Below are 26,040 nucleotides of genomic sequence, written 5' to 3'. Positions count from 1 at the left end.
TTGTTGTCCGCCCCCTTGAAAGCAGGTGGGTATGGCCCTATCTCTCTGGTCACGAGGCCGGAAGCCATGCAGCCCGGTGTTCAACCCCAAAACTGAATGATTGGACTTCTCAAAGGAGAGCTATCAAATGAAAATTCGTCCATTGCACGATCGCGTCATCGTCAAGCGTAAAGAAGTTGAAGCTAAATCAGCTGGCGGCATCGTGCTGACCGGTTCCGCAGCAGGTAAATCCACCCGTGGTGAAGTTCTGGCTGTCGGCAATGGCCGCATCCTTGAGAGTGGCGACGTTAAGCCGCTGGACGTGAAGGTTGGTGATGTCGTGATCTTCAATGAAGGTTACGGTGCTAAAACCGAAAAGATCGACAACGAAGAAGTGCTGATCATCTCTGAAAGCGACATTCTGGCGATTGTTGAAGCGTAATTTTTTCGCGTAACTCACTGAACGAAACGAATTTAAGGGACAATTGAAATGGCAGCTAAAGACGTAAAATTCGGTAATGACGCTCGCGTAAAAATGCTGCGTGGCGTGAACGTACTGGCAGATGCAGTAAAAGTTACCCTGGGCCCGAAAGGCCGTAACGTGGTTCTGGATAAATCTTTTGGTGCACCGACCATCACTAAAGATGGTGTTTCTGTGGCACGTGAAATCGAGCTGGAAGACAAGTTCGAGAACATGGGCGCGCAGATGGTGAAAGAAGTGGCCTCTAAAGCGAACGACGCTGCGGGCGACGGTACCACCACGGCAACCGTACTGGCACAGTCAATCATCACCGAAGGCCTGAAAGCGGTCGCAGCGGGTATGAACCCGATGGACCTGAAGCGCGGTATCGACCAGGCCGTTATCGCTGCAGTTGAGAAACTGAAAGCGCTGTCTGTGCCTTGCTCAGATTCTAAAGCGATTGCACAGGTTGGTACTATCTCTGCTAACTCCGATGAAACCGTAGGCCAGCTGATTGCTCAGGCGATGGAAAAAGTCGGTAAAGAAGGCGTGATCACCGTTGAAGAAGGCACCGGCCTGCAGGACGAGCTGGATGTGGTTGAAGGTATGCAGTTCGATCGTGGCTACCTCTCTCCTTACTTCATCAACAAGCCAGAAACTGGCGCGATTGAACTGGAATCTCCGTTCATCCTGCTGGCTGACAAGAAAATTTCTAACATCCGTGAAATGCTGCCAGTGCTGGAAGCCGTTGCGAAAGCAGGCAAACCACTGCTGATCATCGCGGAAGATGTTGAAGGCGAAGCGCTGGCAACGCTGGTGGTTAACACCATGCGCGGCATCGTGAAAGTGGCTGCGGTTAAAGCACCAGGCTTCGGCGACCGTCGTAAAGCTATGCTGCAGGACATCGCTATCCTGACCGGTGGTACCGTGATCTCTGAAGAGATCGGTATGGAACTGGAAAAAGCGGCGCTGGAAGATCTGGGCCAGGCTAAACGCGTTGTGATCAACAAAGACACCACCACCATCATCGACGGTGTGGGTGAAGAGGCGACAATCCAGGGCCGTGTGACCCAGATTCGTCAGCAGATCGAAGAAGCAACCTCTGACTACGACAAAGAAAAACTGCAGGAGCGCGTAGCGAAACTGGCAGGCGGCGTAGCCGTTCTGAAAGTAGGCGCAGCAACTGAAGTTGAAATGAAAGAGAAGAAAGCCCGCGTTGAAGATGCGCTGCACGCAACCCGTGCTGCTGTCGAAGAAGGCGTGGTTGCAGGTGGTGGTGTGGCGCTGGTTCGCGTTGCCGCACAGCTGGCCGATCTGCGTGGTCAGAACGAAGATCAGAACGTCGGTATCAAAGTTGCGCTGCGCGCAATGGAATCTCCACTGCGTCAGATCGTCTCTAACGCCGGTGAAGAGCCATCCGTTGTTGCTAACAACGTGAAAGCGGGCGACGGTAACTACGGTTACAACGCGCAGACTGAAGAGTACGGCAACATGATCGACTTCGGTATCCTGGACCCAACCAAAGTGACCCGTTCTGCTCTGCAGTACGCGGCCTCTGTTGCGGGTCTGATGATCACCACCGAATGTATGGTCACTGACCTGCCAAAAGGCGATGCACCTGATTTAGGCGGCGGCGCTGGCGGTATGGGTGGCATGGGCGGTATGGGCGGCATGATGTAATTGCCGTTGACTGCTTAAGTCATCACAGAACCCCCGATCGGAAACGGTCGGGGGTTTTTCTTTTGGGCAGGAAAATAGTATAAGTAGTGGCGCAATCGTTCGTCTTTCCTCTTGATATCTCCCGCTGTCTGCGCGCTGACTGTTGCCGCCCTGCCGGATTGACTTACTGCTGTAAGTTTATCGGGATGCGCCAATCTGCCAGCCTGAACTCAGTATGAAATATTGAGGTGATATAACGGGATTAAGGCAATGAATGTTCAGAAAAAAGTGATCTTTTTCTGCTACGCTGCCACCCGACTCTGATGATAATAAATGGGGATTACAATGCGGATTAACCTCTTGCTCGGACTGACGGCTGGCGCGTTATTGCTGGCGGGCTGCAGCAGCTCTACGCAACTCTCTTCAGCAGGACAGCGTGTAACGTTTACCGATCAGCAGCCTGGCAATAACTGCCAGCTTCTGGGCAATATCACCGGCTCACAGAGCAACTGGCTGAGCGGTGCAGGCGGCGAAACCAGCGCACTGCGCGGTGCAGCGAATGATCTGCGCAATCGCGCAGCGGAGATGGGCGGCAACGTCATTTACGGTGCAACCAGCCCGACGCAGAATCTGTTGTCCGCGTTCGCGCCACTCGACAGCAAAATGACCGGACAGGTTTATAAGTGCCCATAATGTAAATCGGGCGTCTGCTTTATTTAATCGGCCAGCTTTTTGCTGGCCGTTTTTATTCCTGACGCAGCTGTAAATCCAGTGGTGTTTTACTTGGCTCTCCACCAATTTCACGCGCCAGCTTTGGCACCAGATAACCCGAGACCTGTGACAACAGCGCACGCACCAGTTGACGGGCTTCCTCATCTGACACAAAGAAGTGCGCGGCACCCTGTACCTTATCAAGCACATGCAGATAGTAGGGCAGAATACCGGCATCAAACAGCGCATTGCTCAGGGTGGCCAGCGTCCGGGCATTATCGTTGATGCCGCGCAACAGCACGCTCTGATTCAGCAGGGTGACACCGGCACGCTTCAGGCTGCTCATCGCCTCACGCAATTCATCATCGATCTCCTGCGCATGGTTGATGTGCGTTACCATCAGCACCTGCAGGCGGGTTTCGCTGAGCATCTGACAGAGCTGATCGGTGATGCGCGCCGGGATCACTACCGGTAAGCGGCTGTGGATGCGCAGACGCTTCAGGTGCGGGATCTTTTCCAGCGCCGCGATCAGCCAGGCGAGCTCATGATCTTTCGCCATCAACGGATCGCCGCCGGAAAAAATGATCTCATCCAGCTCGGGATGATCGGCGATATAGTCCAGTGCAGCCTGCCAGCTACGCTTGTTGCCGGGATTGTCCTGATAAGGGAAATGACGACGGAAGCAGTAGCGACAGTTGACGGCGCAGCCGCCTTTTACCAGCAATAACGCCCGGTTTCGGTATTTATGCAGCAATCCAGGTACAACGTTGCTTTGTTCATCGAGTGGATCGGTGCTATAACCTGGCGCATCGATGAATTCCTGGCGGCGGGTCAGTACCTGAAGCAGCAGCGGGTCGTGCGCATCGCCTTTTTTCATCCGGCGGATGAACGCATGCGGGACACGCAGGGCGAAAAGACGCCGCGCATCCGCACCTTCAGCCAGTTCAGTGTGCTGATCAAGGGCTAAAATCCGCAGTAATTCATCAGGTTCGGTGACAACATCCGCAAGTTGCTGCAACCAATCTTCTCTGGAAGGTGTTTTTAGGGTTACAATGTGTGCCATTTTTTTGGCTTAGTACCAGTGTCAATTTTCGTAGAGGGCCTTCATGGCGACTTATTCTAGCAACGATTTCCGTCCCGGTCTTAAAATCATGTTCGAAGGCGAGCCGTATGCCATCGAATCCAGTGAGTTCGTTAAACCGGGTAAAGGTCAGGCATTCGCACGCGTTAAAATGCGTCGCCTGCTGACGGGTTCTCGCGTTGAGAAAACTTTTAAATCTACCGACTCCGCTGAAGGTGCAGACGTTGTAGATACCAACCTGAACTACCTGTACAACGACGGCGAGTTCTACCACTTCATGCACCCGGAAAGCTTTGAGCAGTTCCAGGTTGAAGAGAAGACGGTAAGCGATGCAGCGAAATGGCTGCAGGATAACGCTGAATGTATCGTTACGCTGTGGAATGGTCGTCCAATCGCCGTTCAGCCGCCGAACTTTATCGAAGCTGAAGTTATCGAAACCGATCCAGGTCTGAAAGGTGATACTGCGGGTACTGGCGGCAAGCCAGCCAAGCTGTCTACCGGCGCCGTGGTGAAAGTGCCATTGTTCGTGCAAGAGGGCGAAGTGGTCAAAGTTGACACCCGCTCTGGCGAATACGTGTCACGCGTGAAATAAGATTCGCAGGCGCATCTTCTGGTGCGCCTTTTTCTTGTATGAGAGAAAAAATGATCAAGCTGGCAAAATTAATCGCATTCGCGTTGCTGGTCTCTTCTGCGCTTAGCGCCTGCAACACATTCCACGGTTTTGGCGAAGATGTCTCCCACTTAGGCGGTGCCATTTCGCGTGCGGCAAAATGACCTTAACTGATTGTCCTTTTTAGAGTCCCGCCCGCAGCAACTGCCTGAAATCCGGCTATGCTTAAAGCGCTGTACTTTACATCCATCAAAAAGGACATTGTTATGTTAAAGAAAAGTATTGCCGCAATCTTCTCTGTACTGGTGCTCTCTTCTCTGTTGACGGCGTGTAATACTACGCGCGGTGTCGGTGAAGATGTCGAAGCGGGTGGCCAGGCGATTCAGAACAGCACGAAGTAACCTGTTATTCCAACCGGTACGAAAGGCTTTTCGTACCGGCTTGTCATAATCTGCACTATTTCTGTTTTACCCAGATTAGCTCTTCGACCGGGAAACCATCCCGACGCGCCTGCTCAACCAGTTTCTCTTTTACGCCCGGCTCCAGTTGGGGTGTCCGTGACAGTATCCAGAGATAGTGGCGATTCGGGCCGCACACCAGCGCATAGCGATAGTCGGGATCCAGTGCGATAACGTTATAGCCACCGTAGAAGGGGCCAAAGAAAGAGACTTTCAGCGACGCACGCTGAGATTCACCAGTAAAGTAGGCTTTACCGACGCTCTCCTGCCAGCGCTGCTTTTTGACGTTATAGCCACGATTAATCACCTTCAGGCCGCCATCTTCACGCGGGCTGTAGTTTGCCGTCACCTGCTCAAGGCCACGCTCAAAGGGATGGTTGAGGCGGGCAATCTCATACCACTGACCGAGATAGCGCTGACTGTCAAAGTTATCAATGACCGTGACGTTCTTTGGCGGCGTGGTGCTACAGGCAACTGAGAGAAAAGCACTCAGGCTGGCAACAACTGTTTTCCATGGAGACATAGTGGGATTCCTTTGTGATTTAACCGCTTAAGTATAGAAGCCGAAACGCTGTTTTTGGCAGCGCGGGCACGAGATTGTTTGCCGCAGGCATTGCAGGTAGACTTCCCCCCCTAATTTGTATCAGGAGTCATCACCATGAGCGAAACGGCAAGCTGGCAACCAAGCGCATCCATCGCCAATTTGTTAAAACGCGCCGCTATTTTAGCCGAAGTGCGTCGTTTCTTTGCCGATCGCGGCGTGCTGGAAGTCGATACGCCGGCGATGAGCCAGGCAACGATTACCGATATCCATCTGGTGCCCTTCCAGACGCGCTTTGTCGGGCCTGGTGCGGCGCAGGGGCGCGATCTCTGGCTGATGACCAGCCCGGAATATCATATGAAACGCCTGCTGGCGGCGGGCAGTGGCCCGATCTACCAGATGGCGCGCAGCTTCCGCAATGAAGAGGCGGGACGGCACCATAACCCCGAATTTACCATGCTGGAGTGGTATCGTCCGCATTACGACATGTACCGTCTGATGAACGAAGTCGACGATCTGATGCAGCAGGTGCTGGAGTGTGACAGCGCCGAGTCGCTCTCGTATCAGCAGGCATTTATCCGCCATCTGGATCTGGATCCGCTGTCAGCGGACAAAGCGCAGTTGCGTGAAGCAGCAGAGAAGCTGGGTGAAGGTGAGCTGGCGCGCGCAGAAGAGGATCGCGATACCTTGCTGATGCTGCTGTTTATGCTGGGTGTGGAACCAAAGATTGGTCAGGATAAACCCTGCTTCGTTTATCACTTCCCGGCCAGCCAGGCGGCACTGGCGGAGATCAGTACGGAAGATCATCGTGTGGCCGAGCGTTTCGAGGTCTATTACAAGGGCATTGAGCTGGCGAACGGTTTCCGTGAGCTGACCGACAGCCGTGAGCAGCGTCAGCGCTTTGAGCAGGATAACCGTCGCCGTGCGGCGCGCGGCCTGCCTGTGCATCCGATTGATACCTATCTGCTGGATGCGCTGGCGCATGGCATGCCAGCCTGTTCCGGGGTCGCGCTGGGTATCGATCGCCTGATCATGCTGGCGTTGAAAGCGGAGTCATTGAGTGAAGTGATCGCGTTTCCGGTGGATCGTTGCTAAACGTCCGGGTGAAAAGGGCGGGGATGGCCCATCTGATCGCAAAGGAAACCTGCATCCCTGCAGGTCGGCCTCGCCATCCTGGCTCGGACGCTTTGCTCTTCAGATGGGCCCCCCTGCCCGTCAGGCTAAGGCATTGCTGTTAGTTTAAGGCCCAGGCAATCAGCTGCTGCTATCCGGAAACTCCTGAATCGTCACCGGCAGCGTCAGCTTCTGGTCGTTTCGCAGCACCTGTACATCAATTACTGAACCCGGACGAATTTCGGCCACCTGATCCATGGTCTCCTGCGCGGAGATGGCTGGCTTGCCGTTGACGCTGAGCAATACATCATTGGCCTGAATCCCGGCTTTATCCGCTGGCCCATCTGGCGTGACCACACTGACAATAATCCCCTGAACCCGATCCAGATTGCTGCCCTGTCCGTGCAGCGGCGGCAACTCACGCCCGGTAATGCCGATATAGCCGCGGATGACCCGGCCATCACGAATCAGCTTATCCATGATTTTTGAGGCTAAGACAGTTGGAATGGCGAAGCCGATGCCTTCCGGGGTTTCACCATCATTACTCTTATCAAACGTCAGGGTGTTAATGCCCATCAGTTCGCCAAGCGAGTTAATCAGCGCACCGCCGGAGTTACCCTGGTTGATTGAGGCATCGGTCTGCAGGAAGTTCTGTCGGCCTGACGAACTCAGACCTACGCGGCCTGTGGCGCTGATAATGCCCTGCGTTACCGTCTGACCGAGGTTGTAGGGGTTACCGATTGCCATTACCACATCGCCGATATGCGGCTGCCGGTTGGGATTAATCGGGATAACAGGCAGGCCAGAAGCGGTAATCTTCAGTACGGCCAGATCGGTCATGCCATCGGAACCCACCAGCGTCGCTTCAAAGAAGCGGCCATCCTGCAATGCCACGATAATCTGATCGGCATTGTTGATCACATGCTTGTTGGTAAGGATGTAGCCTTTCGTATTCATGATCACCCCTGAACCCAGGGTAGTGATGCCACGATTGTTGTTGCCATGAGCGCTGCGGTTGTAAACGTTCACAACGGCAGGCACGGCGCGGCGCACCCCCTGATTGAAGCTAAAGGGCGTTTCGTCGGTAATATTTTCGTGGTTATAGAGGGCGTCGCTGCCCATACGCAGTGCAGGCAGTGCTGCGAGCAAAATACCCGCCACAATCAGGCCCAGCACCACGGCACGCAAAAGTTTAAGAAACATGGTGTTAAATCACGCCAGGGGAGATCGCAGGGGAGAATAACATGAGAGCGGCGGACACACACGCGCTTGTGTCCGCCGTAATGCGAGGTTTATCTCAACAACAGATAGATACTTTCATCGCCGCGTACCACATTCAGTGCCAGTACCGGCGGTTTTCCTTCCAGAATTTTACGCATTTCTGCAATGGTCTGAACGCGATTGCGGTTAACGCCGATAATCACATCATCTTTCTGCAGGCCAACCTGTTCAGCCGGCGTGCCTTTTTCGATGGTATCGACCTTCACGCCTTTGTCACCGGTTTTGGTCTGTCCATCACTCAGGGTTGCGCCCTGAAGTGCAGGTGACATCAGCTGAGCGCTGGCGGTACTCTGGGCGCTCTGTTCCAGCGTGACGGTAACGGTTAGCGGCTTACCTTCGCGCAGCAGGCCAAGTTTAACCTGTTCGCCTGGCGGCGTGGTGCCCACTTTGACGCGCAGCTCTGCGAAGCTGGTAATCGGCTTATCGTTAATCGACGTAATGATATCGCCTGACTTCACGCCCGCTTTCTGTGCTGCAGACTGCGGTAAGACTTCTGAGACGAAGGCGCCGCGCTGCGCATCGACATTGAACGCTTTAGCCATATCGGCCGTCATTTCAGTGCCTTTGATGCCGAGCTGACCGCGCTTCACTTCACCAAATTTGATCAGCTGTTGCGCGAGGTTCATCGCCATATCGCTCGGAATCGCAAATCCGATGCCAATGTTGCCGCCGCTGGAGGCCAGAATCGCGGTGTTGATACCGATCAGCTCACCGTTAAGGTTGACCAGCGCACCGCCTGAGTTGCCGCGGTTAATGGCAGCATCGGTCTGAATAAAGTTTTCCAGCCCTTCCAGGTTCAGGCCGCTGCGGCCCAGCGCCGAGATAATCCCGGAGGTGGCGGTCTGTCCCAGGCCAAACGGGTTACCGATCGCCACTGCGAAATCACCCACTTTCAGCTGATCGGAGTCTGCGACTTTCACCTGCGTGAGGTTTTTTGCGCCCTGAATCTGAATCAGCGCGATATCGGTCTGCTCATCATGGCCGATCAGTTTGGCTTCATATTCACTGCCGTCGCCAAGCTGTACGTTGATCTTATCCGCACCGTTGACCACGTGATTGTTGGTCAGCACGTAGCCTTTAGCGGCATCAATAATGACGCCAGAACCTAAGCCTTCAAATGGCTGTGGCTGACTGTTTCCGCCAGGCATCTGGCCGAAAAAACGCTTCAGGGGTTCAGGAATATCCTGAGCCTGCGCACCGGAATCGGTGCCTTCCACGTGAACACTGACCACGGCAGGTAACACTTTTTCCAGCATCGGTGCCAGACTTGGCAGCGGCTGGCCCGCAATTTGTGCTGGCAGAGTTGCCATCGCGTCTGGCGCGGCGGCAAGGCTCATCCCAATACTCAGGGCTAATGCGCTAAACAGGCGTGCTTGTTTTTTCATTGCTACAACGCTCTCGCTGCAAAAGGTGGGAGGAATTAATGAGTGTGACAGTCGTTTGCGGTCAGGGTTCGCAAAAACAGCGGGCGCAGACAGGCTGCGCCCCAAAAAGATTAGTCGCGGGCAGGGCGCTCGCCACGCAGTAAACCGGATGCGCCTTCAGAGTAGTCGCGCGGCATCTGCACCGGCACCTGATCGTTGTCCGCTTCAGCTTCAGTCAGCTGATAGGCAAACGGATTTTTCTGGCCAGGCAGATTTGGCAGCAGGTCATTCGAGCCTTTTGCCATATGCTGATAGAGCTGACGATAGTCACGCGCCATGTTGTCCAGCAGCTCCGCGCTCTGCGCGAAGTGGTTGGTCAGCTCTTCACGATAATCAGCCAGCTCCGCTTTCGATTTTTCCAGCTCATACTGCATGCTGCGCTGCTCACGCAGCTTTTTGTTGCCAAAACGCATGGCGACTGCGCCGACAATAATACCTACCACTAAACCAATTAGCCCGTATTCCCAGGTCATAATGACTCCCGTGTTATTTCCATTGTTCCGTAGGGCGTTACACCATATTCAATAATAGTCACTATACCCGTTAATCTTATGGATGTGGAACTCCGGAGCAGCATGGCTTAGTGTAGAACGGCCTTTTTTTCAGCAACCGTGGTATCAATCAGACACCATTCAGGGACTTTGAAACAATAATGCAAACCTCAACTCCGCTTGCACGCTATGAGCAGGCGCTGTCGCAGGGCGAATTCAGGCCCGATGACGTACAACGTGAAGCGATTACCCGTTTAGACGCGCTGCAGCAGGCGCTGGTTGCCCGGCAACAAGCCGCCGCGCCTTCCTCATCCGGCCTGCTGGGACGCCTCTCTAAATTGATGGGCAAAGAGAAAAACGAGACGGCACAACCGGTACGCGGGCTCTATATGTGGGGCGGTGTCGGTCGCGGTAAGACCTGGGTCATGGATCTCTTTTTTCAGTCTATTCCTGGCGATCGCAAACTGCGTCTGCACTTCCACCGTTTTATGCTGCGGGTACACGAAGAACTTACGCAGCTTCAGGGCCAGAGCGATCCGTTACTGATCGTGGCGGACAAATTCAAAGCCGAAACCGACATCCTCTGTTTTGATGAGTTTTTTGTTTCCGATATCACCGATGCCATGCTGCTGGGCACGCTGATGGAAGCGCTGTTTGAACGTGGCATCGCGCTGGTCGCCACCTCGAACATTCCGCCGGACGATCTCTATCGCAATGGTCTGCAGCGTGCGCGCTTCCTGCCTGCGATTGAGCAGATAAAACGGCACTGTGATGTGATGAACGTGGATGCGGGTATCGACTACCGGTTACGCACGCTGACCTCCGCGCATCTGTGGAACTTCCCGCTCAACGCAGAGACACATGCCGAGATGGGCCGGATGTTCAAAGCATTGTCAGGCAGCCAGCCTGAAGCGGCACCGGTTCTGGAAATTAATCATCGCCAGATGCCGACGCTGGGTGTGAGCGAAGGCGTGCTGGCCATTAATTTCACGACCCTCTGCGGTGAGGGACGCAGTCAGCATGACTACATTGCGCTTTCGCGCCGTTTTCACAGCGTGCTGCTCTATGACGTGCCGGTGATGATCTACAAAACCGAAGATCAGGCGCGCCGTTTCCTGGCGCTGGTCGATGAGTTCTATGAACGTCATGTGAAGCTGGTGGTCGCGGCGGAAACGTCACTGACCGAGATTTATCAGGGCACGCGACTGAAGTTTGAATACCAGCGCTGTTTATCCCGACTCCAGGAGATGCAGAGCGAAGAGTATCTGCGTTTGCCGCACCTGCCGTGAGAATAAACAGGATAAATACCGAAATAGGGTTCGATTTTTGTAACCGACTTCTCTATAATCTTGCGACCCCACGTTACAGCAAAGGATTTTTTTCCCAAATCCTCTGTGTTCCAGTAACTCTTATCCGAAGGGGTGGCTTGCTGGTCAAAATGGTCGTGTGAGCCTCATTCGTTTACTTAAGCGTTTGGGATTTCACCAACGTGTAACTTAATTTGGGTAAGCTTTTCGATGAAAACTTTTACAGCTAAACCAGAAACCGTCCAACGTGACTGGTTTGTAGTTGACGCAACGGGCAAAACTTTGGGTCGCCTGGCGACTGAACTGGCGCGCCGTCTGCGTGGTAAGCATAAAGCGGAATACACTCCGCACGTTGATACGGGTGATTACATCATCGTTCTGAACGCAGAAAAAGTTGCTGTAACCGGCAACAAGCGTACTGACAAGATCTACTATCACCACACCGGCCACATCGGTGGTATCAAACAGGCGACCTTTGAAGAGATGATTGCTCGCCGTCCTGAGCGTGTGATTGAGATCGCGGTTAAAGGCATGCTGCCGAAGGGCCCGCTGGGTCGTGCTATGTACCGTAAACTGAAAGTTTACGCAGGCAACGAGCACACCCATGCGGCACAGCAACCGCAAGTTCTTGACATTTAATCGGGATTAAAGGCAATGGCTGAAACTCAAAACTACGGCACTGGTCGCCGCAAAAGCTCTACCGCTCGCGTATTCATTAAGCCGGGTAGCGGTAACATCGTAATTAACCAACGTTCTCTGGAACAGTACTTCGGTCGCGAAACTGCCCGCATGGTAGTTCGTCAGCCGCTTGAGCTGCTGGACCTGGTTGGTAAATTCGATCTCTATGTCACTGTTAAAGGTGGCGGTATTTCTGGTCAGGCTGGTGCGATCCGTCACGGTATCACCCGCGCTCTGATGGAATACGACGAATCACTGCGTGGCGAACTGCGTAAAGCAGGCTTCGTTACTCGTGATGCGCGTCAGGTTGAACGTAAGAAAGTCGGCCTGCGTAAAGCACGTCGTCGTCCTCAGTTCTCCAAGCGTTAATTGTTTGCAGCTCCGGCTGCGGCAATTGGCTCAAAAAACCCGCTTCGGCGGGTTTTTTATTTTCTGCCTTCCCACGACTTCCCGCGAAAACCGTAACATCGCGCTCAATTTACCTGCAAAGATTCATTACACGCCCACAAGCAGCCTAAAATCTGGTAAACTCTGTGTCACTTTGCGCCCGCAGGCCGGTGCGTTATGCGCCTTCCCTCTGTCGGGGCGTCAGTATCTGTGACGCGGCTAACCAGGTTGCGTGCGAGTTCGATAAGCTGGTGAATCGCCGTGTGGTTGGCTATTCGCAGTATCTTTTTGTGAACAAACTTGGAGGTTTTCATGGCTGTCGCTGCCAACAAACGTTCGGTAATGACGCTGTTTTCTGGTCCTACTGACATTTTCAGCCATCAGGTTCGTATCGTCCTGGCGGAGAAGGGTGTCAGCGTAGAGATCGAGCAGGTCGAAATGGATAACCTGCCGCAGGATCTGATTGACCTCAATCCGTATCGCACGGTACCAACGCTGGTAGATCGTGAGCTGACGCTGTATGAATCACGCATCATCATGGAATATCTGGATGAACGCTTCCCGCATCCGCCACTGATGCCGGTTTATCCGGTTGCCCGTGGTGACAGCCGCCTGATGATGCATCGCATCGAGCAGGACTGGTACAGCCTGATGCGGAAAGTCGAGAACAGCACGGGTCAGGAAGCCGAAGCCGCACGCAAGCAACTGCGTGAAGAGCTGCTGGCTATCGCGCCACTGTTTGGTCGTACGCCTTACTTCATGAGCGAAGAGTTCAGTCTGGTCGATTGCTACCTGGCGCCGCTATTATGGCGTCTGCCTTCCATGGGCATCGATCTGATCGGCTCGGGTTCAAAAGAGCTGAAAGGTTACATGAACCGCGTATTTGAGCGTGATTCTTTCCTTGCTTCATTAACTGAAGCTGAACGTGAAATGCGCCTGCAAGCCCGGGCTTAACGTATGGAAATGTCGCAACTTACTGCACGTCGTCCCTATCTGCTGCGCGCCTTCTATGACTGGTTGCTCGACAACCAGCTGACGCCGCATCTGGTGGTCGACATTAATCTGCCGGGTGTGCAGGTGCCGCTGGAGTATGCGCGTGATGGTCAGATTGTCCTGAACATTGCGCCACGCGCTGTGGGTAACCTCGACCTGGCCAATGATCAGGTGTCGTTCAACGCCCGCTTTGGTGGCGTTCCTCGCCAGGTTAACGTGCCGATGGCGGCGATTCTGGCGATCTATGCACGTGAAAACGGTGCCGGCACGATGTTTGAACCGGAACCGGCTTACGAGCTGGGTATGCAGGAGGCGTCAGAAGGTCAGGAAGAGACCATGATGTCAGTGATTGATGGTGATCGTCCTGACGATGCCAGCGATGACGAGACACCGCCTGATGACGATCCACCGCCACGTGGCGGTCGGCCTTCACTGCGCGTCGTGAAATAGCCGTGACATAACAGCGAATACCCGCCCATCCGGCGGGTATTTTTTTGCCTGTCAGCCATAAAAAAATCCGGCTGCCTGCGCAAGCCGGATTTTTCAGCAGACCTTCGCGATTAGTAGACGTCGCGCAGGTAGCGTTTCTCTTTCTTCAGCTGATCGACATAGTCGGCAGCGCGCTCGGTGGAGAGACCACCAAACTGACGAACCACTTCATACAGCGCATTATCCACATCTTTCGCCATACGCGAAGCATCGCCACAGACGTAGAAGTACGCCCCTTCCTGCAGCCAGGCGTAAAGCTCAGCGCCCTGTTCCAGCATCCGGCTCTGCACGTAGATCTTCTTCTCCTGATCGCGTGAGAAGGCCAGATCCAGACGGGTCAGCAGGCCGTTATCCCGCCAGGCCAGCAGCTCATCCTGATAGATAAAGTCATGTTCCTGATGCTGATCGCCGAAGAACAGCCAGTTTTTGCCCTGCGCGCCGGTTGCCTGGCGTTCCTGCAGGAAGGCGCGGAACGGTGCGATACCGGTGCCCGGTCCCACCATGATCAGTGGTGCGCTGTTATTGGCAGGGACGCGGAACGCTTTATTGGGTGAGATAAAGATGGCGGGCTTCTCACCACGACGCACGCGTTCGGCCAGATAGGTCGAGCAGACGCCACCGCGATTACGGCCGCCACTGTGATAACGCACAGAGGCAACGGTCAGGTGCACCTGATTCGGATGGGCTTTAGAGCTGGATGAAATTGAGTAAGCACGATGCTGCAGCGGGCGCAACAGGGCAACAAACTCCGGCACTGTCAGCGTGCGCGTCAGTTCGAGCTGCAGCAGGTCAAGGGTATCTTTGCCCCACAACCAGACGCCCAGCGCATCTTTATCATCATGCTGTAAGACATGACGCAGTTCCTGATTGGTGGTGTTCTGTCCAACCCACTCGATTAACTTGCGTGAAGGCTCTGAGATCTCAAACTGATAGGTCAGCAGGTCGCCGAGGCTGCGGTCGAAGCCAGGTACTGGCGTCTGGTAGTCAGCATTAAGCTGGGTCAGCAGCAGGCTGACCAGTGAAGGTTCGTTGACCGGAATCACGCCCAGCGCATCGCCCGCTTCATACTTCAGGCCGCTGTCAGACAGGTCGAATTCGAAGTGACGAATATCTTTGGCTGACTGCTCGCCTGACAGGCGCTTATTCGTGATCAGCGCGGCGGCATACGGATTCGATTTGTTGCTGCCTGGAATGACCGGCGCTTCAGGCGCGCTCTCCAGCACGGTGCCGCTGCTGCCTGCGCTGGCGGCAAACTGTGGCATTGAGCTGTTCAGCCACTCGCTGGACGGCTCTTCATAGTCGATATCGCAGTCAATGCGATCTACCACGCGTTTTGCACCCAACTGCTCAAGGCGCATATCGATGAATTTGCCCGCCTGACAGAAGCCATCGTAACCCGTATCGCCAATCGCCAGCACGGCGAAATGCATCTGCTCCAGACGCGGTGCGGTACTGGCAGAGATCGCATCCCAGAACAGCTGGGCATTGTCCGGCATCTCACCTTCACCATAGGTCGAGGTGACAATCAGTACATGGCGCATGGTGGCAAACACGTCGAGATCGACATCGCCCAGCGCCTGAACCACTGGCACCAGCCCTTTCGCTCGGGCAGATTTCGCAGCGGTCTGCGCCAGCGCTTCGGCATTGCCGGTCTGTGAGCCGTACAGAATATGCAGTTGCGTGGTCGCGGCTGCGCCCGTACCTGCAGCAGGTTGCTGCTTGTCTTCTAAAACCAGCAAACGGGAGTGAAGGCCCGCGAGAAAGCCAGCCAGCCAGTACTTCTGATCGCCATTAAAAGGTGCATCTTCTGGAATATAAGGAATTTTCATGGGTACTTTTACTCAATCCCGTTCTCGCCCGATATCAGTGGCGTTCCCCGGTCTGAAAGCGGTTCCGCTTCCCCGCGCCGCAGTGTGTGCAGCAGGGGAAAGCGGTTCTGCCTCTGTCCGGTACAACGATTAATCCGGGCAATGATCAATTAATAATATTCAGTTCAGCCTGATCAGTATCACTGTCAGGAGAGTTTACCCACCGCAGCGGCAATTTCCGGCAATGCCGCACGTGCAAACAGCTCTTCAAAGTCAGGCAGGTGGCCCAGCACTTCCCGGTTACAGGCATCCTGATACATGATCCAGCCGTAGGTCGCCAGACTGTCCATGGAGCGGATGTTACGTTGCGTCAGTGCCGCTTTGTAATCTGACATGCGTTTAGTACCAATCAGACTGGCCAGTTCATCATCGCTGTAACTCTCGATGGCAGAACGGGCATGACGTTGCAGCTTGCTGACCAGTGAAAAGTCTTCCGTCATCAGCAGATTGCGGACCGCTTTTTCCACCGCCGCATCTTCAACCGGCGTGCCTTTCGGCAACTTCGCCAGTGCCAGCTGCTGGGCAAAGCTCAGCACGGTGTAGTTGTTCAGCAGGACAAACATCTCCTGCGTATCGGTCGCGCCATAGGCCGGAACGGCACCGTTGGCAATGGTTTTACCCTGACGCCACGCGGCTTTGAATTTCGCCACCTGATGGCCTGCCAGCGCTGTCGACAGCTCTTCAAGCAAATCTTTGCGGCTCTTGGCTTTCAGGATCTCGCCGCCATCCTGATAGAGCAGCAGTGAGCGCGGCATCACGTAAACAAAGTGGTGGCACTCTGTTTCCCAGTTCTCCAGCAGCCACGCGGCACGCGGTGACTGGGTCGCCTCCAGGTGCCAGTTCAGCATGGTCAGCACGGCCTGCTTGTGCACCTGCGCCATCTCATCCTGATCCGCAATCGATCCGAAGCGTACTGAATCACCTGCAGCGTGGCTGGCCAGCGATCCATACGGGTCGTACTGGTAAGCAAAGCCGCCGCTCATGCCGTTGCCAAATCCTTTACCAAAGGTGCCGAGGTTGAGAATGGCACCGTTAGTCATATATTCGCAGCAGAAGTCACCCACGCCTTCAACCACAGCCGTTGCGCCGGAGTTACGTACTGCGAAGCGGTCGCCAGCCTGGCCCTGCACGAACAGTCGTCCGCCAGTCGCGCCAAACAGGGCAAAGTTACCGATCAGCACGTTGCCATCGCCATCCTGCGCGCCGCCGCCAGGCGACATTACAATCAGCTCACCACCACACTGTCCTTTGCCGACACCGTCGTTACAGGTGCCGTAATGGGACAGCTGCATGCCATCGTTGCAGAAGGCGCCAAATGACTGACCGGCAGATCCGGTGGTAGAAATTTTTACGCTTTCAGGGGCCAGATAGCGGCGACCGCGATCGTCGGTCATTACCGCAGGCATCGCCTGCAACTGCTCTGCGCTGAGCTGATGGTTCAGCATGCGCTCAATGTCGATGGCCAGCTGGCCGCCAACGCTTTTGTTGCGGTTGTTCAGGACGATGCTGTTGCCCAGTGAGACGTCAGGATTTCCCTGCTCCACCAGTGACTGCTTAACCTGCTCAATCCAGCCATCATCCAGCTCAAAATCTTTTTCCAGGTAAACCGCCTTGTCGATTTTCAGCTCTGGCACCACGGTGAGCATGGCGCGTAAGTCGAGTTTGCCGACTTCCAGCGGATGATCCATCAGGTGCAGCAGGTCAGAGCGACCACGCGCCTCACGCAGGGAACGCAGGCCCATACGTGCCAGAATTTCACGTACTTCATGCGCGACGTTGAGGAAATACTGCGCCAGCTGACGCGGATCGCCATCAAAGGCCTCGGCGTTAGTGGTTAAGCCAGCCGGGCACTTCACGTTGCAGTTCTTCGCCATCACGCATTTCAGCATCATCAGCGCGGTGGTACCGAACTCAAAGCTGTCACCGCCCAGCAAGGCAGATTTCACCACGTCGCTGCCGGTCTGCTGTGCGCCAGAGCAGCGCAGCAGCACTTTCTCACGCAGGCCGTTGGCACACAGCGCCTGGTGGACTTCAGCGATGCCGATTTCGGCCACGCGTCCGGTATATTTCAGGCTGGTCACCGACGCCGCGCCGGTACCGCCGGTGTTACCTGCAACGTTAATCACGTCGGCACCGGCTTTAGCCACGCCAACTGCGATGGTGCCGATCCCTTCTGACGACACCAGTTTGACAATGACGCGCACGCGCGCGGCTTTACAATCGTGGATCAGCTGCGCCAGATCTTCGATGGAATAGGTGTCATGATGCGGCGGCGGCGAGACCAGCTCGACGCCAGGCGTACCGCCACGGGCCGCAGCAATCTCTACGGTCACTTTGGCCGCCGGTAACTGACCGCCTTCGCCAGGCTTCGCACCCTGACCAATTTTGATCTCCAGCTCTTCCAGCATCGGATCCGCCAGATAGGCAGCCCAGACACCGAACCGACCCGAAGCCAGCTGTTTGATACGCGAGGCACGGATGGTGCCGTGACGGGAGTAATGCTCGCCGCCTTCACCGCAGTTGCTCATGCCGCCGACCATGTTGGTGCCGTGTGCGACCGCTTCATGAGCCGGCGCGACCAGTGCACCGTGGCTCATTGCCCCGGAAGCAAAGGTACGGGTAATTTCACAGGCTGGCTGTACTTCGCTCAGCGGCAGTGAGGGCAGGGTGGTGAAGATACGTGACAGATAATCTGCCGCTTTACCGTATGCGGTCACTTTCAAAGCGCCAGTGACCACGTCGCTGCTCTCGATATCATCGCCGAAACGGGATTTCAGGGCGCGGGAGAGGTTTTGCAGACGTTCACTCTCAGGCTTCAGCCCCTCAATCGCATCGGTCAGACGCAGCACAAAGTGATTCAGGCTGCCATCCACCGCTTCACACTCCATGCCACGAATAGCAAAGCCGTTGTTGGTCAGCGAGTAGCGTCCCAGCTTGCGACGGAACTCCGCTTCGCTGTCAATGTGGGTCAGATCAGCCGGGAATGTCAGAATGTCACGCAGCGCCGCCGGGCGACGTTTACGCTCTTCATACATCAAACTTGAGAACTGACGGTAATCGGCCGTAATCGCAAAGTTGTTGATCACGTCATCCGGGATGCGCTCAAAGCTGCTGTCTTTGAAGGTCTCTGGCTTGATACCAAACGCGTTATCCAGTTTTGCCAGCGTCATCAGACGAATGAAGTTGTCCTCTTCGCGCGCCTTGTCGGCAAAGCGAATCGGCTCTTCGGTCATGTCGATGAAGGTGCGCACGGCGATAGTGCCGTAGGAGTGACCTGCACCTTCTGCACGCTCTTTAAACAGGCCCAGCAACGGCACTTCAGATTCGCCCTGAATCCTGAGCGCGCTCTGGTGCCAGTCAACGGCCATCGCTGCGATGGCTGCGAAGCCCGCGCCACCCACCGGGGTTTTGATATTCGGGAAATACTTTTTCAGCACCGGATCGTCAGTGTTGAGGAAGTTAGGCTCAAAGAATTCGCCGCTGCTGTAACTTTCAACGGTACAAAGGCCCACTTTGCCCATGGTTTTCATCAGCGCTTTTTCAGCGGCTTTGGCATAGCGCTTAAAGGCTTTGTTGCCTTCTTCACCTTCACCAAATTTTTCCTCTGCACGCATCTGTACGCCCAGCGGATAGATAGCGGAAGCCCCGAAGCCGAGGGTGGCAGCAATGTGGTGCGAAGATATGCTCTGGCCGCTTTCTACGACCAGAGAAACATCCAGACGCAGGCCTTCCTGCACCAGGCGCTGGTTAATGGCAGAAACCACCAGCAGCATCGGGATTGCGGCGTGCGTTGACGAGATGTGACGGTCAGTAAGCACGGCGATGCCACCCTGCGAACGGGCAAAATCCACGACCTGTTGCGCCAGGTCATCAATCGCTTTTTCCAGCGCGTTTGCGTTCGCGGTGGTGCTCAGCAGATCTTTGCCGATTACCGGCTCATAGAGCATCTCAAAGCGGGCATAAGGTGCGATGGTCTGCTCGCGCAAACGCAGCATATCAAGGTGGCTGAGGATTGGGGTCGGCACCACAATCTGACGACCTTTGCTGCGGCCCAGATGCGGTTTCGCACCCAGCGCGACACGCAGCGTCATACCATCCACTTCGCGGATTGAGTCCAGCGGCGGGTTGGTGACCTGAGCAAAGCGCTGAGAGAAGTAGTGCGCCATGCCGCCTTCATGATCGGATAAGCCGTTAATGGCGTTGCCGTAACCCATCGCGGAGATTTTCTCTGCGCCGGTGTTCAGCATCGGGTCCATCATGAACTTGAAGCTTTCCTGGTTGTAGTAGTAAGCCACAAAGCGCTGATAGGTTTTCAGATCGCCGCGATAACGCAGCGGTGAACCCTGCTGTTCTGCCGGGATCTCAGGCAGATCGTCAAGACCGACGCGCGCATCACGCAGCAGCGCTGAATAATCTTTTTCCGCAGCCAGTTTTTCCAGCGCCTGCAGCGTGGTGTAGCTGCGTTTTTCACGGTGATCGAAATAGAGCATGCCGCCCGCTTCGATACGGCCACGACGCAAGACGCTTTCGGGTGGGAAGGCGATCTGACCGGCTTCTGACATCGCACCGATATACTCAGCCGTTTCGACTGAGCGCAGTGGACGCAGGCCAAGACGGTCAAGACGGGCGCCAATCACTTCACCATTGCCAAAGATTAATGCTGCCGGGCCGTCGTTCTTCTCTTCATACAGTGAGAAATATTCCAGCATGTCACGCACTTCTGGCGGCAGTGAACTGTCGTTTTCCCAGGCGGGTGGCATCATTGAAACCACGGCGGTGATGAGATCGAGGTTATCTTCCATCAGACGGCTGTGGATACTCTGGTCCAGACGCGAGCTGTCAGACTGACCTTTGGGCCGCACGATTTTCTTGCCACGGGCCAGTGCCAGCGCGGACTCAGCGATGCGGTTTTTACGGTCCGTATTCAGCTCACCGTTGTGCGCCATCAGGCGGAACGGCTGGGCCATCGTGGTATGCGGATCGGTGTTAGTGGAGAAGCGGGTATGGAAAAACAGCCCGCGCACCTGATGATCGGGATCGGTCAGATCTTTGAAGTAGGGGATCACTTCATTGGAATTCAGGCGGGCTTTAAACACCTGGGTGCGCGACGACAGCGACAGCGGATAGAGGCCGCCAAATTCGCTCTCGGTAAAGGCGCGGGCTTCAATCGTTAACAGGGCGCGGTAGATGCGTTGCTCGAAGTCGTTCTGGTCAACCACGTCCTGTGGCGCAGTGAAAATCCACTGCAGGATCGGTAACTGAAACTGTACGGCGGCCGGACGCGTCACGCTGCTGTCGAGCGGCATGTCACGCTTCATGATCACCGGCAGGCCAAAGCTGTTGAGTGTCTCATCTACCAGACGTTCGGCATTCGCGCGCAGCGCAGCATCTTTCGGCACAAAGAAGTTGCCGACGCCAAAGCGGCCCGCTTCCAGCGGCTGGCCGGTAATCTTGCGGAAGAAATGCAGGGAAAGGTCAACGTTGACCCCGGCGCCGTCGCCGACGCCTTCCGCTGACATACCGCCGCGGTGAGGCACCGTGCACAGGGCGCTGTGCGCCATCTGCAGAATTTCGTGGGTCTGCTCGCCGTCCTTGCGCGTAATGAAACCTACACCACAGCTGTCACTGCCTGCTGTCGGATCATACAAGCCATAGGATTGAGGTTTTTTAGTGGACATTGAGGGTCTCCTTAACTGCTTTGACATTACCTGCACTGTTTCAGGGTCTGAGCGCAACGGGGCGCAACATCATTTTCATCGCCATGCTCTGTCGAGCGCGCGTCATAGCCCTGAGCATTTCTCTCCAGACATCGATAAAACGTCCTTAATTGAGCTGCTCTCTGATTTCCGGTCTCTTAAAGGAGATGACTTAAACCGCGCGGGAGTCTTCTTGTTGCATAGATATGCCGAGACAATGGCCCGTCTGGAAAGCTTTCAGCGGATTTCCAACTTATCGGGAAAGCGTAATCAGGTCAAATAGGGCGGTCAGACAGGGTTAACAGGGGTTTTATCTGCATAAGATATTGAATTTATTGCATTTTAAGGTTTAAAATGTATCACTCTGCTGCCTGCCGATCGGCCCATAAATGTGAACTGACTCACTGTAGTGCAGGCGTCAGATCTCTGCACCATGCTGGTGACGGGGTGTTAGACAGCATTAAATGCTGTTCAGAACCGTTGATGCATAGCATGTATCTGTTTTTCTTATGTCCGTCTATTTGAATGAAACAGCGGTTGGTTATAAGAAAAATTAATCAACACTGTCTTGCTTAAAATATCATTTAAGTTGAATGGGTATGCATGTAAACAGGGTGTGCCTGCGCAACAGGACGTTGCCAGGATATTGAAAACAGGCCATACGAAGAAATCACGGATTCGCTGGCGGCATTACAGATTATTCATTTGGCACAATCAGTCAAGGGTTTTAACCGCTTTGTCCTTAACGTCGCCGATCGGCTATGCGAATGCACCATAAAAGCGCATTTGATCCCGTATCTCCACGCGACGTGCCGGGACGTCAGCAGGCTAACTGCGCTATTATGAGGCTGTTTCTCTTTCAGGGAGTTGTTATGAAACAAATTCGTCTGTTGGCGCAGTACTACGTTGATTTAATGGTCAAGCTTGGACTGGTGAGGTTCTCGCTGCTGCTGGCATCTGCGCTGGTGGTGCTGGCGATGATCGTCCAGATGGCGGTTACGATGGTACTGCGAGGTCATGTCGAGAGCATTGACGTGGTGCGTTCGGTTTTCTTCGGGCTGCTGATTACGCCCTGGGCGGTCTATTTTCTGTCGGTGGTGGTCGATCAGCTGGAGGAATCGCGGCAACGGCTGGCACGGCTGGTGGATAAGCTGGAAGAGATGCGCACCCGCGACCTGGAACTGAACCAGCAGATGAAAGAGACCATCACGCAGCTGAATCAGGAGATCAGTGACCGTAAAAAGGCGGAGATGGCTCGCGAGCAGGTGATGGACAAGCTGCGTGAAGAGGTGACCCGTCGCGAGCAGGCACAGATTGAGCTGGAGCAGCAATCCTCCTTCCTGCGCTCATTCCTGGATGCTTCGCCTGACCTGGTTTTCTATCGCAACATTGATAAGCAGTTCTCCGGCTGTAATCGGGCGATGGAACTGCTGACCGGCAAAAGCGAGAAACAGCTGATTGGCCTGACGCCACGCGATATCTATGATGATGAAGCGGCAACGAAGGTGCTGGAAACGGACGAGAAGGTGTTCCGTCATAACGTCTCGCTGACTTATGAACAGTGGCTGCAATATCCCGACGGGCGCAAAGCCTGTTTCGAGATCCGTAAAGTGCCTTATTACGACCGCGTCGGTAAGCGCAGCGGGCTGATGGGCTTTGGCCGCGATATAACGGAGCGTAAGCGCTATCAGGACGCGTTAGAGAACGCCAGCCGGGAGAAGACCACCTTTATCTCTACGATCAGCCACGAGCTTCGTACGCCGCTTAATGGCATTGTCGGCCTGAGTCGTATTCTGCTGGATACCGACCTTAATCAGGAACAGCTGAAATACCTGAAAACCATTCACGTCTCTGCCATCACGTTGGGCAACATCTTCAATGATGTGATTGAGGTGGACAAAATCGAGCGCCGCAAAGTGCAGCTGGACAATCAGCCGCTCGACTTCACCGGTTTCCTCGCCGATTTAGAAAATCTTTCCGGCCTGCTGGCTCAGCCAAAAGGGCTGAAGTTTGTGCTTGCGCCACAACTGCCGCTGCCGCATATGATTTCGACGGACGGAACGCGTCTGCGTCAGATTCTGTGGAACCTGATTGGTAACGCCGTGAAGTTCACTCAGCAGGGCGAAATCGTGGTGCGGGTAGCCTATGAGCAGGACGAAACGCTGCGCTTTGAGGTGCAGGACTCCGGTATGGGTATTCGGCAGGAGGAGCAGGATAAGATCTTTGCGATGTACTATCAGGTCAAAGATCAGCATGGCGGTAAACCGGCGACTGGCACCGGTATCGGGCTGGCGGTTTCACGTCGTCTGGCGCAGGCGATGGGCGGTGACATCCATGTACATAGCGCACCAGGACAGGGCTCATGCTTCACCGTAGAGATTAAGGCGCCGCGCATTGCTGAAGAGGTGGAGGATGAAGGCCTGGACGACAGCCTGCCACTGCCTGCGCTGCATGTCCTGCTGGTTGAAGATATTGAGCTGAATGTGATTGTGGCGCGCTCGGTGCTTGAGAAGCTGGGCTGCAGCGTCGAGGTCGCCATGACCGGCAGCGAAGCGCTGGCGCTGTTCGACCCGCTGGAGTTTGATCTGGTGCTGCTGGATATTCAGCTGCCCGATATGACCGGGCTGGATGTCTCGCGTGCGATTCGCCAGCAGTATCAGGGAACGCATCTGCCACCGCTGGTGGCACTGACCGCCAACGTCCTTAAAGACAAAAAAGAGTATTTCGACGCGGGCATGGATGATGTTCTGAGCAAACCGCTGGCAGTGCCGGCGCTGACCGCGATGATCAAAAAGTACTGGGATTATCAGGCAGATTCGGAAGAGGAAACCGCAGAGGTCAGCGATGACAAAACCCGGATGCTGCTGGATGTCGCGATGCTCGAACAGTATATCGAGCTGGTTGGCCCGGGCCTGATTACCCAAAGCCTGACGATGTTTGAAAAGATGATGCCGGACTATCTTGCGGTGCTGGAATCGAATCTGATGGCGCGCGATCAAAAAGGCATTGCTGAAGAGGGGCACAAGATCAAAGGGGCGGCAGGTTCGGTCGGGCTGCAGCGCTTGCAGATGCTGGCGAAACAGATCCAGAGTCCTGAATTACCGGCGTGGTGGGACAACGTTGTTGAATGGATTGACGAGCTGAAGCATGAGTGGCGACATGATGTGCAGGTATTGCGCGACTGGGTGGCAGAGCAGGATAAGTCATATCCCGGAAAAAAATGACCCCAGCCGAGGCCGGGGTGCGCGAATACTGCGCCAACACCAGGGAAAATATTGCGGCCGCTATGATTTGAATAATTAATGCAGCCGCAGGGTATTGGTTAACACTGACATCACCTTAGCAAATTCATCTTCTCATGCGACAAGATTCATTAAAATTTGTGATATTGAGCAGCGTTTAAATACAGAAAACATTAATTTGGCAACACAGTCAAGTAAGGAATCATTTTCTCTGCTGCATTGCTGTTATTTTAATCAAATTTGTGGTTTTTGGTATAGTTTTGACGCTGCTCAGCTGCAAAGCAAAGGCTGAGCAGCTGTAAATTAAGCTGGCATTAACCTCTGCCTCTTCAGAGAGGCTAACGCGCTGATATTGCAAGTGACCACCCTGAAATGACACGAATTATCCAAAACGATTTGGAATGATAAAAAAGAATCTAAAACTTTGTCCTGCACTTGCACTGACATCATTGCGCTTAATGAGAGTAAAAAGGGCCACAACAACTCTGAGTAACGCTGTTAAGCGCTGTTTATTTATACGTTATCAGCGTGATTCTGTTTAAGCTTTGGGCGGCTCATCATTCATAAAAAAATAACAGTTAAGAATATCGAATGATTTAAACCGGCGCTTATCACCCATTATTAAGTGTTTATCTGGAAAGATGCTAAGCCGTGGCAATGAATGGAACCGATTCCTTTTTACCGGAAGTCCTTGAACTATTTCGAACTGTTGCAGCATTTTGATGCAAAATGATTGAATAAAGTCTGGAAACCGCCGCAAGGTTTTCAGCGATTTTTGTGAAAAAGCTGCTTTTCTGGCAGTGATTACATGAGTGATTAATTAACGTCTGAAACAGGTATGGGAAGATTGCATGAACAAGCATAAAGGAAGCGTCGGACAGCGTATCAGACGTATTATTGGTCGTGTCATGCTGGTATGGCTGGGCGTATGGCTGGCGGGAATTTTGCTCTTTTCGTTCCTGCCGGTACCGTTTTCAGCGGTGATGGCTGAACGACAGATCGGTGCCTGGTTACGCGGTGACTTTAGCTATGTCGCCCATTCTGACTGGGTCGGACATGATGAGATTTCGCCGTGGATGGGGCTGGCCGTTATCGCCTCAGAAGATCAAAAGTTTCCGGACCACTGGGGTTTCGATGTCGCGGCGATTGAATCTGTACTGGATAACAGCGATAGCCGGATGCGTGGTGCCTCTACGCTGTCACAACAGACAGCAAAGAATCTGTTTCTGTGGGATGGCCGCAGCTGGGTGCGCAAAGGTCTGGAAGCGGGGCTGACAGTAGGTATTGAGACAGTCTGGACGAAACGACGTATTCTGACCGTCTATCTTAATATTGCAGAGTTTGGACCGGGTATCTTTGGCGTTGAAGCAGCTTCACAGCGCTACTTCCACAAGCCAGCCAGCCGGCTTACCGCTGCCGATGCCGCCTTACTGGCGGCCGTTCTGCCTAATCCTATCCGTTATCGTGCGGCTGCGCCTTCAGGCTACGTCAGAGAGCGACAGCAGTGGATAATGCGTCAGATGCGCCAGCTTGGCGGGGAAGGCTTCCTGCAGCGTAATAAGCTCGACTAAG

Annotated in this window: 21 protein-coding genes; 14 read left to right on the top strand and 7 right to left on the bottom strand. The window is 54.4% G+C overall.

Annotated elements, in window-relative coordinates; all coding sequences use genetic code 11:
• The first annotated feature begins 127 nt into the window (after positions 1–127).
• From IBT54_RS08460 to IBT54_RS08450, 3 genes are all read left to right on the top strand, one after another.
• Positions 128–421, top strand: coding sequence for a co-chaperone GroES (locus IBT54_RS08460; protein ID WP_009092502.1), 294 nt, complete (start codon positions 128–130; stop codon positions 419–421).
• A 48-nt stretch (positions 422–469) separates the two neighbouring features.
• The gene (gene groL / locus IBT54_RS08455; protein WP_003848314.1) at positions 470–2,119 is read left to right on the top strand and encodes a chaperonin GroEL; all 1,650 of its coding nucleotides are present in this window, start codon (positions 470–472) and stop codon (positions 2,117–2,119) included.
• Positions 2,120–2,443: 324 nt separating this feature from the next.
• Positions 2,444–2,791, top strand: a complete 348-nt coding sequence (locus tag IBT54_RS08450) for a DUF4156 domain-containing protein (protein WP_008925394.1) — start codon at positions 2,444–2,446, stop codon at positions 2,789–2,791.
• A 52-nt stretch (positions 2,792–2,843) separates the two neighbouring features.
• Here IBT54_RS08450 and epmB read toward each other — a convergent pair whose 3' ends face one another.
• Positions 2,844–3,872 carry an EF-P beta-lysylation protein EpmB gene (epmB, locus tag IBT54_RS08445; protein WP_095706329.1) on the bottom strand — a complete coding sequence of 343 codons (1,029 nt, stop codon included), beginning with the start codon at positions 3,870–3,872 and terminating at the stop codon, positions 2,844–2,846.
• A gap of 43 nt (positions 3,873–3,915) precedes the next feature.
• On the opposite strand from epmB, the gene efp reads away from it, so the two are divergent.
• The 3 genes from efp to IBT54_RS08430 all read left to right on the top strand — a co-directional run bounded on the left by efp (position 3,916) and on the right by IBT54_RS08430 (position 4,901).
• Entirely contained in the window at positions 3,916–4,482 is a 567-nt protein-coding gene (efp, locus tag IBT54_RS08440; RefSeq protein ID WP_010251979.1) for an elongation factor P, read from the top strand.
• Positions 4,483–4,532: 50 nt separating this feature from the next.
• A complete protein-coding gene (locus tag IBT54_RS08435; RefSeq protein WP_003848306.1) occupies positions 4,533–4,664 on the top strand; it encodes an entericidin A/B family lipoprotein in 132 nt (43 codons plus the stop codon).
• A gap of 102 nt (positions 4,665–4,766) precedes the next feature.
• The gene (locus IBT54_RS08430) at positions 4,767–4,901 is read left to right on the top strand and encodes an entericidin A/B family lipoprotein (RefSeq protein WP_003848302.1); all 135 of its coding nucleotides are present in this window, start codon (positions 4,767–4,769) and stop codon (positions 4,899–4,901) included.
• Between the two features lie 55 nt (positions 4,902–4,956).
• Here IBT54_RS08430 and IBT54_RS08425 read toward each other — a convergent pair whose 3' ends face one another.
• On the bottom strand, positions 4,957–5,481 hold the full coding sequence (locus tag IBT54_RS08425) for a lipocalin family protein (RefSeq protein WP_013359867.1): 525 nt from the start codon (positions 5,479–5,481) through the stop codon (positions 4,957–4,959).
• Positions 5,482–5,616: 135 nt separating this feature from the next.
• Between IBT54_RS08425 and epmA the strand changes: the two genes are divergently transcribed.
• Positions 5,617–6,594 (top strand): elongation factor P--(R)-beta-lysine ligase, encoded by a 978-nt coding sequence (epmA, locus tag IBT54_RS08420; protein WP_013359868.1) that lies wholly within the window; start codon positions 5,617–5,619, stop codon positions 6,592–6,594.
• A gap of 159 nt (positions 6,595–6,753) precedes the next feature.
• Here epmA and degS read toward each other — a convergent pair whose 3' ends face one another.
• The 3 genes from degS to zapG form a co-directional block, all read right to left on the bottom strand.
• On the bottom strand, positions 6,754–7,815 hold the full coding sequence (gene degS, locus IBT54_RS08415) for an outer membrane-stress sensor serine endopeptidase DegS (protein WP_033781618.1): 1,062 nt from the start codon (positions 7,813–7,815) through the stop codon (positions 6,754–6,756).
• Positions 7,816–7,904: 89 nt separating this feature from the next.
• Positions 7,905–9,278: a serine endoprotease DegQ gene (gene degQ / locus IBT54_RS08410; RefSeq protein ID WP_010251960.1), complete on the bottom strand. Its 1,374-nt coding sequence runs from the start codon at positions 9,276–9,278 to the stop codon at positions 7,905–7,907.
• A gap of 110 nt (positions 9,279–9,388) precedes the next feature.
• Positions 9,389–9,790, bottom strand: coding sequence for a Z-ring associated protein ZapG (gene zapG, locus IBT54_RS08405; RefSeq protein WP_003848291.1), 402 nt, complete (start codon positions 9,788–9,790; stop codon positions 9,389–9,391).
• Between the two features lie 179 nt (positions 9,791–9,969).
• On the opposite strand from zapG, the gene zapE reads away from it, so the two are divergent.
• The 5 genes from zapE (at position 9,970) to sspB (ending at position 13,623) form a co-directional block, all read left to right on the top strand.
• Positions 9,970–11,097 (top strand): cell division protein ZapE, encoded by a 1,128-nt coding sequence (gene zapE / locus IBT54_RS08400; RefSeq protein ID WP_095706327.1) that lies wholly within the window; start codon positions 9,970–9,972, stop codon positions 11,095–11,097.
• Positions 11,098–11,325: 228 nt separating this feature from the next.
• A complete protein-coding gene (gene rplM / locus IBT54_RS08395) occupies positions 11,326–11,754 on the top strand; it encodes a 50S ribosomal protein L13 (RefSeq protein ID WP_008925400.1) in 429 nt (142 codons plus the stop codon).
• Between the two features lie 15 nt (positions 11,755–11,769).
• Positions 11,770–12,162 (top strand): 30S ribosomal protein S9, encoded by a 393-nt coding sequence (rpsI, locus tag IBT54_RS08390; protein ID WP_008925401.1) that lies wholly within the window; start codon positions 11,770–11,772, stop codon positions 12,160–12,162.
• A 330-nt stretch (positions 12,163–12,492) separates the two neighbouring features.
• Positions 12,493–13,134 carry a stringent starvation protein SspA gene (gene sspA / locus IBT54_RS08385; RefSeq protein WP_003851135.1) on the top strand — a complete coding sequence of 214 codons (642 nt, stop codon included), beginning with the start codon at positions 12,493–12,495 and terminating at the stop codon, positions 13,132–13,134.
• A gap of 3 nt (positions 13,135–13,137) precedes the next feature.
• On the top strand, positions 13,138–13,623 hold the full coding sequence (sspB, locus tag IBT54_RS08380) for a ClpXP protease specificity-enhancing factor (RefSeq protein ID WP_013359871.1): 486 nt from the start codon (positions 13,138–13,140) through the stop codon (positions 13,621–13,623).
• A gap of 110 nt (positions 13,624–13,733) precedes the next feature.
• Here sspB and IBT54_RS08375 read toward each other — a convergent pair whose 3' ends face one another.
• Together IBT54_RS08375 and IBT54_RS08370 are read right to left on the bottom strand one after the other, a co-directional pair.
• Positions 13,734–15,491 carry a sulfite reductase subunit alpha gene (locus IBT54_RS08375; protein WP_013359872.1) on the bottom strand — a complete coding sequence of 586 codons (1,758 nt, stop codon included), beginning with the start codon at positions 15,489–15,491 and terminating at the stop codon, positions 13,734–13,736.
• A gap of 185 nt (positions 15,492–15,676) precedes the next feature.
• Positions 15,677–21,208, bottom strand: coding sequence for a glutamate synthase-related protein (locus tag IBT54_RS08370; RefSeq protein ID WP_201251995.1), 5,532 nt, complete (start codon positions 21,206–21,208; stop codon positions 15,677–15,679).
• An 890-nt stretch (positions 21,209–22,098) separates the two neighbouring features.
• On the opposite strand from IBT54_RS08370, the gene arcB reads away from it, so the two are divergent.
• The gene (gene arcB / locus IBT54_RS08365; protein ID WP_201251994.1) at positions 22,099–24,450 is read left to right on the top strand and encodes an aerobic respiration two-component sensor histidine kinase ArcB; all 2,352 of its coding nucleotides are present in this window, start codon (positions 22,099–22,101) and stop codon (positions 24,448–24,450) included.
• Positions 24,451–25,319: 869 nt separating this feature from the next.
• Positions 25,320–26,039, top strand: coding sequence for a monofunctional biosynthetic peptidoglycan transglycosylase (gene mtgA, locus IBT54_RS08360; RefSeq protein ID WP_013359875.1), 720 nt, complete (start codon positions 25,320–25,322; stop codon positions 26,037–26,039).
• Position 26,040: the final 1 nt, after the last annotated feature.

It is taken from the genome of Pantoea sp. S62, assembly GCF_016658625.1.
In the GTDB taxonomy this organism is placed as follows: domain Bacteria; phylum Pseudomonadota; class Gammaproteobacteria; order Enterobacterales; family Enterobacteriaceae; genus Pantoea; species Pantoea vagans.
Note: the sequence above shows the minus strand (reverse complement) of the source record. Positions and strands in the feature narration are given on the sequence as shown.

Excerpts from the sequence above, each read along its gene's own strand:
- IBT54_RS08460 (WP_009092502.1), top strand. The coding sequence starts at position 128 with ATGAAAATTCGTCCATTGCACGATCGCGTCATCGTCAAGCGTAAAGAA.
- groL (WP_003848314.1), top strand. The coding sequence starts at position 470 with ATGGCAGCTAAAGACGTAAAATTCGGTAATGACGCTCGCGTAAAAATG.
- IBT54_RS08450 (WP_008925394.1), top strand. The coding sequence starts at position 2,444 with ATGCGGATTAACCTCTTGCTCGGACTGACGGCTGGCGCGTTATTGCTG.
- epmB (WP_095706329.1), bottom strand. The coding sequence starts at position 3,872 with ATGGCACACATTGTAACCCTAAAAACACCTTCCAGAGAAGATTGGTTG.
- efp (WP_010251979.1), top strand. The coding sequence starts at position 3,916 with ATGGCGACTTATTCTAGCAACGATTTCCGTCCCGGTCTTAAAATCATG.
- IBT54_RS08435 (WP_003848306.1), top strand. The coding sequence starts at position 4,533 with ATGATCAAGCTGGCAAAATTAATCGCATTCGCGTTGCTGGTCTCTTCT.
- IBT54_RS08430 (WP_003848302.1), top strand. The coding sequence starts at position 4,767 with ATGTTAAAGAAAAGTATTGCCGCAATCTTCTCTGTACTGGTGCTCTCT.
- IBT54_RS08425 (WP_013359867.1), bottom strand. The coding sequence starts at position 5,481 with ATGTCTCCATGGAAAACAGTTGTTGCCAGCCTGAGTGCTTTTCTCTCA.
- epmA (WP_013359868.1), top strand. The coding sequence starts at position 5,617 with ATGAGCGAAACGGCAAGCTGGCAACCAAGCGCATCCATCGCCAATTTG.
- degS (WP_033781618.1), bottom strand. The coding sequence starts at position 7,815 with ATGTTTCTTAAACTTTTGCGTGCCGTGGTGCTGGGCCTGATTGTGGCG.
- degQ (WP_010251960.1), bottom strand. The coding sequence starts at position 9,278 with ATGAAAAAACAAGCACGCCTGTTTAGCGCATTAGCCCTGAGTATTGGG.
- zapG (WP_003848291.1), bottom strand. The coding sequence starts at position 9,790 with ATGACCTGGGAATACGGGCTAATTGGTTTAGTGGTAGGTATTATTGTC.
- zapE (WP_095706327.1), top strand. The coding sequence starts at position 9,970 with ATGCAAACCTCAACTCCGCTTGCACGCTATGAGCAGGCGCTGTCGCAG.
- rplM (WP_008925400.1), top strand. The coding sequence starts at position 11,326 with ATGAAAACTTTTACAGCTAAACCAGAAACCGTCCAACGTGACTGGTTT.
- rpsI (WP_008925401.1), top strand. The coding sequence starts at position 11,770 with ATGGCTGAAACTCAAAACTACGGCACTGGTCGCCGCAAAAGCTCTACC.
- sspA (WP_003851135.1), top strand. The coding sequence starts at position 12,493 with ATGGCTGTCGCTGCCAACAAACGTTCGGTAATGACGCTGTTTTCTGGT.
- sspB (WP_013359871.1), top strand. The coding sequence starts at position 13,138 with ATGGAAATGTCGCAACTTACTGCACGTCGTCCCTATCTGCTGCGCGCC.
- IBT54_RS08375 (WP_013359872.1), bottom strand. The coding sequence starts at position 15,491 with ATGAAAATTCCTTATATTCCAGAAGATGCACCTTTTAATGGCGATCAG.
- IBT54_RS08370 (WP_201251995.1), bottom strand. The coding sequence starts at position 21,208 with ATGTCCACTAAAAAACCTCAATCCTATGGCTTGTATGATCCGACAGCA.
- arcB (WP_201251994.1), top strand. The coding sequence starts at position 22,099 with ATGAAACAAATTCGTCTGTTGGCGCAGTACTACGTTGATTTAATGGTC.
- mtgA (WP_013359875.1), top strand. The coding sequence starts at position 25,320 with ATGAACAAGCATAAAGGAAGCGTCGGACAGCGTATCAGACGTATTATT.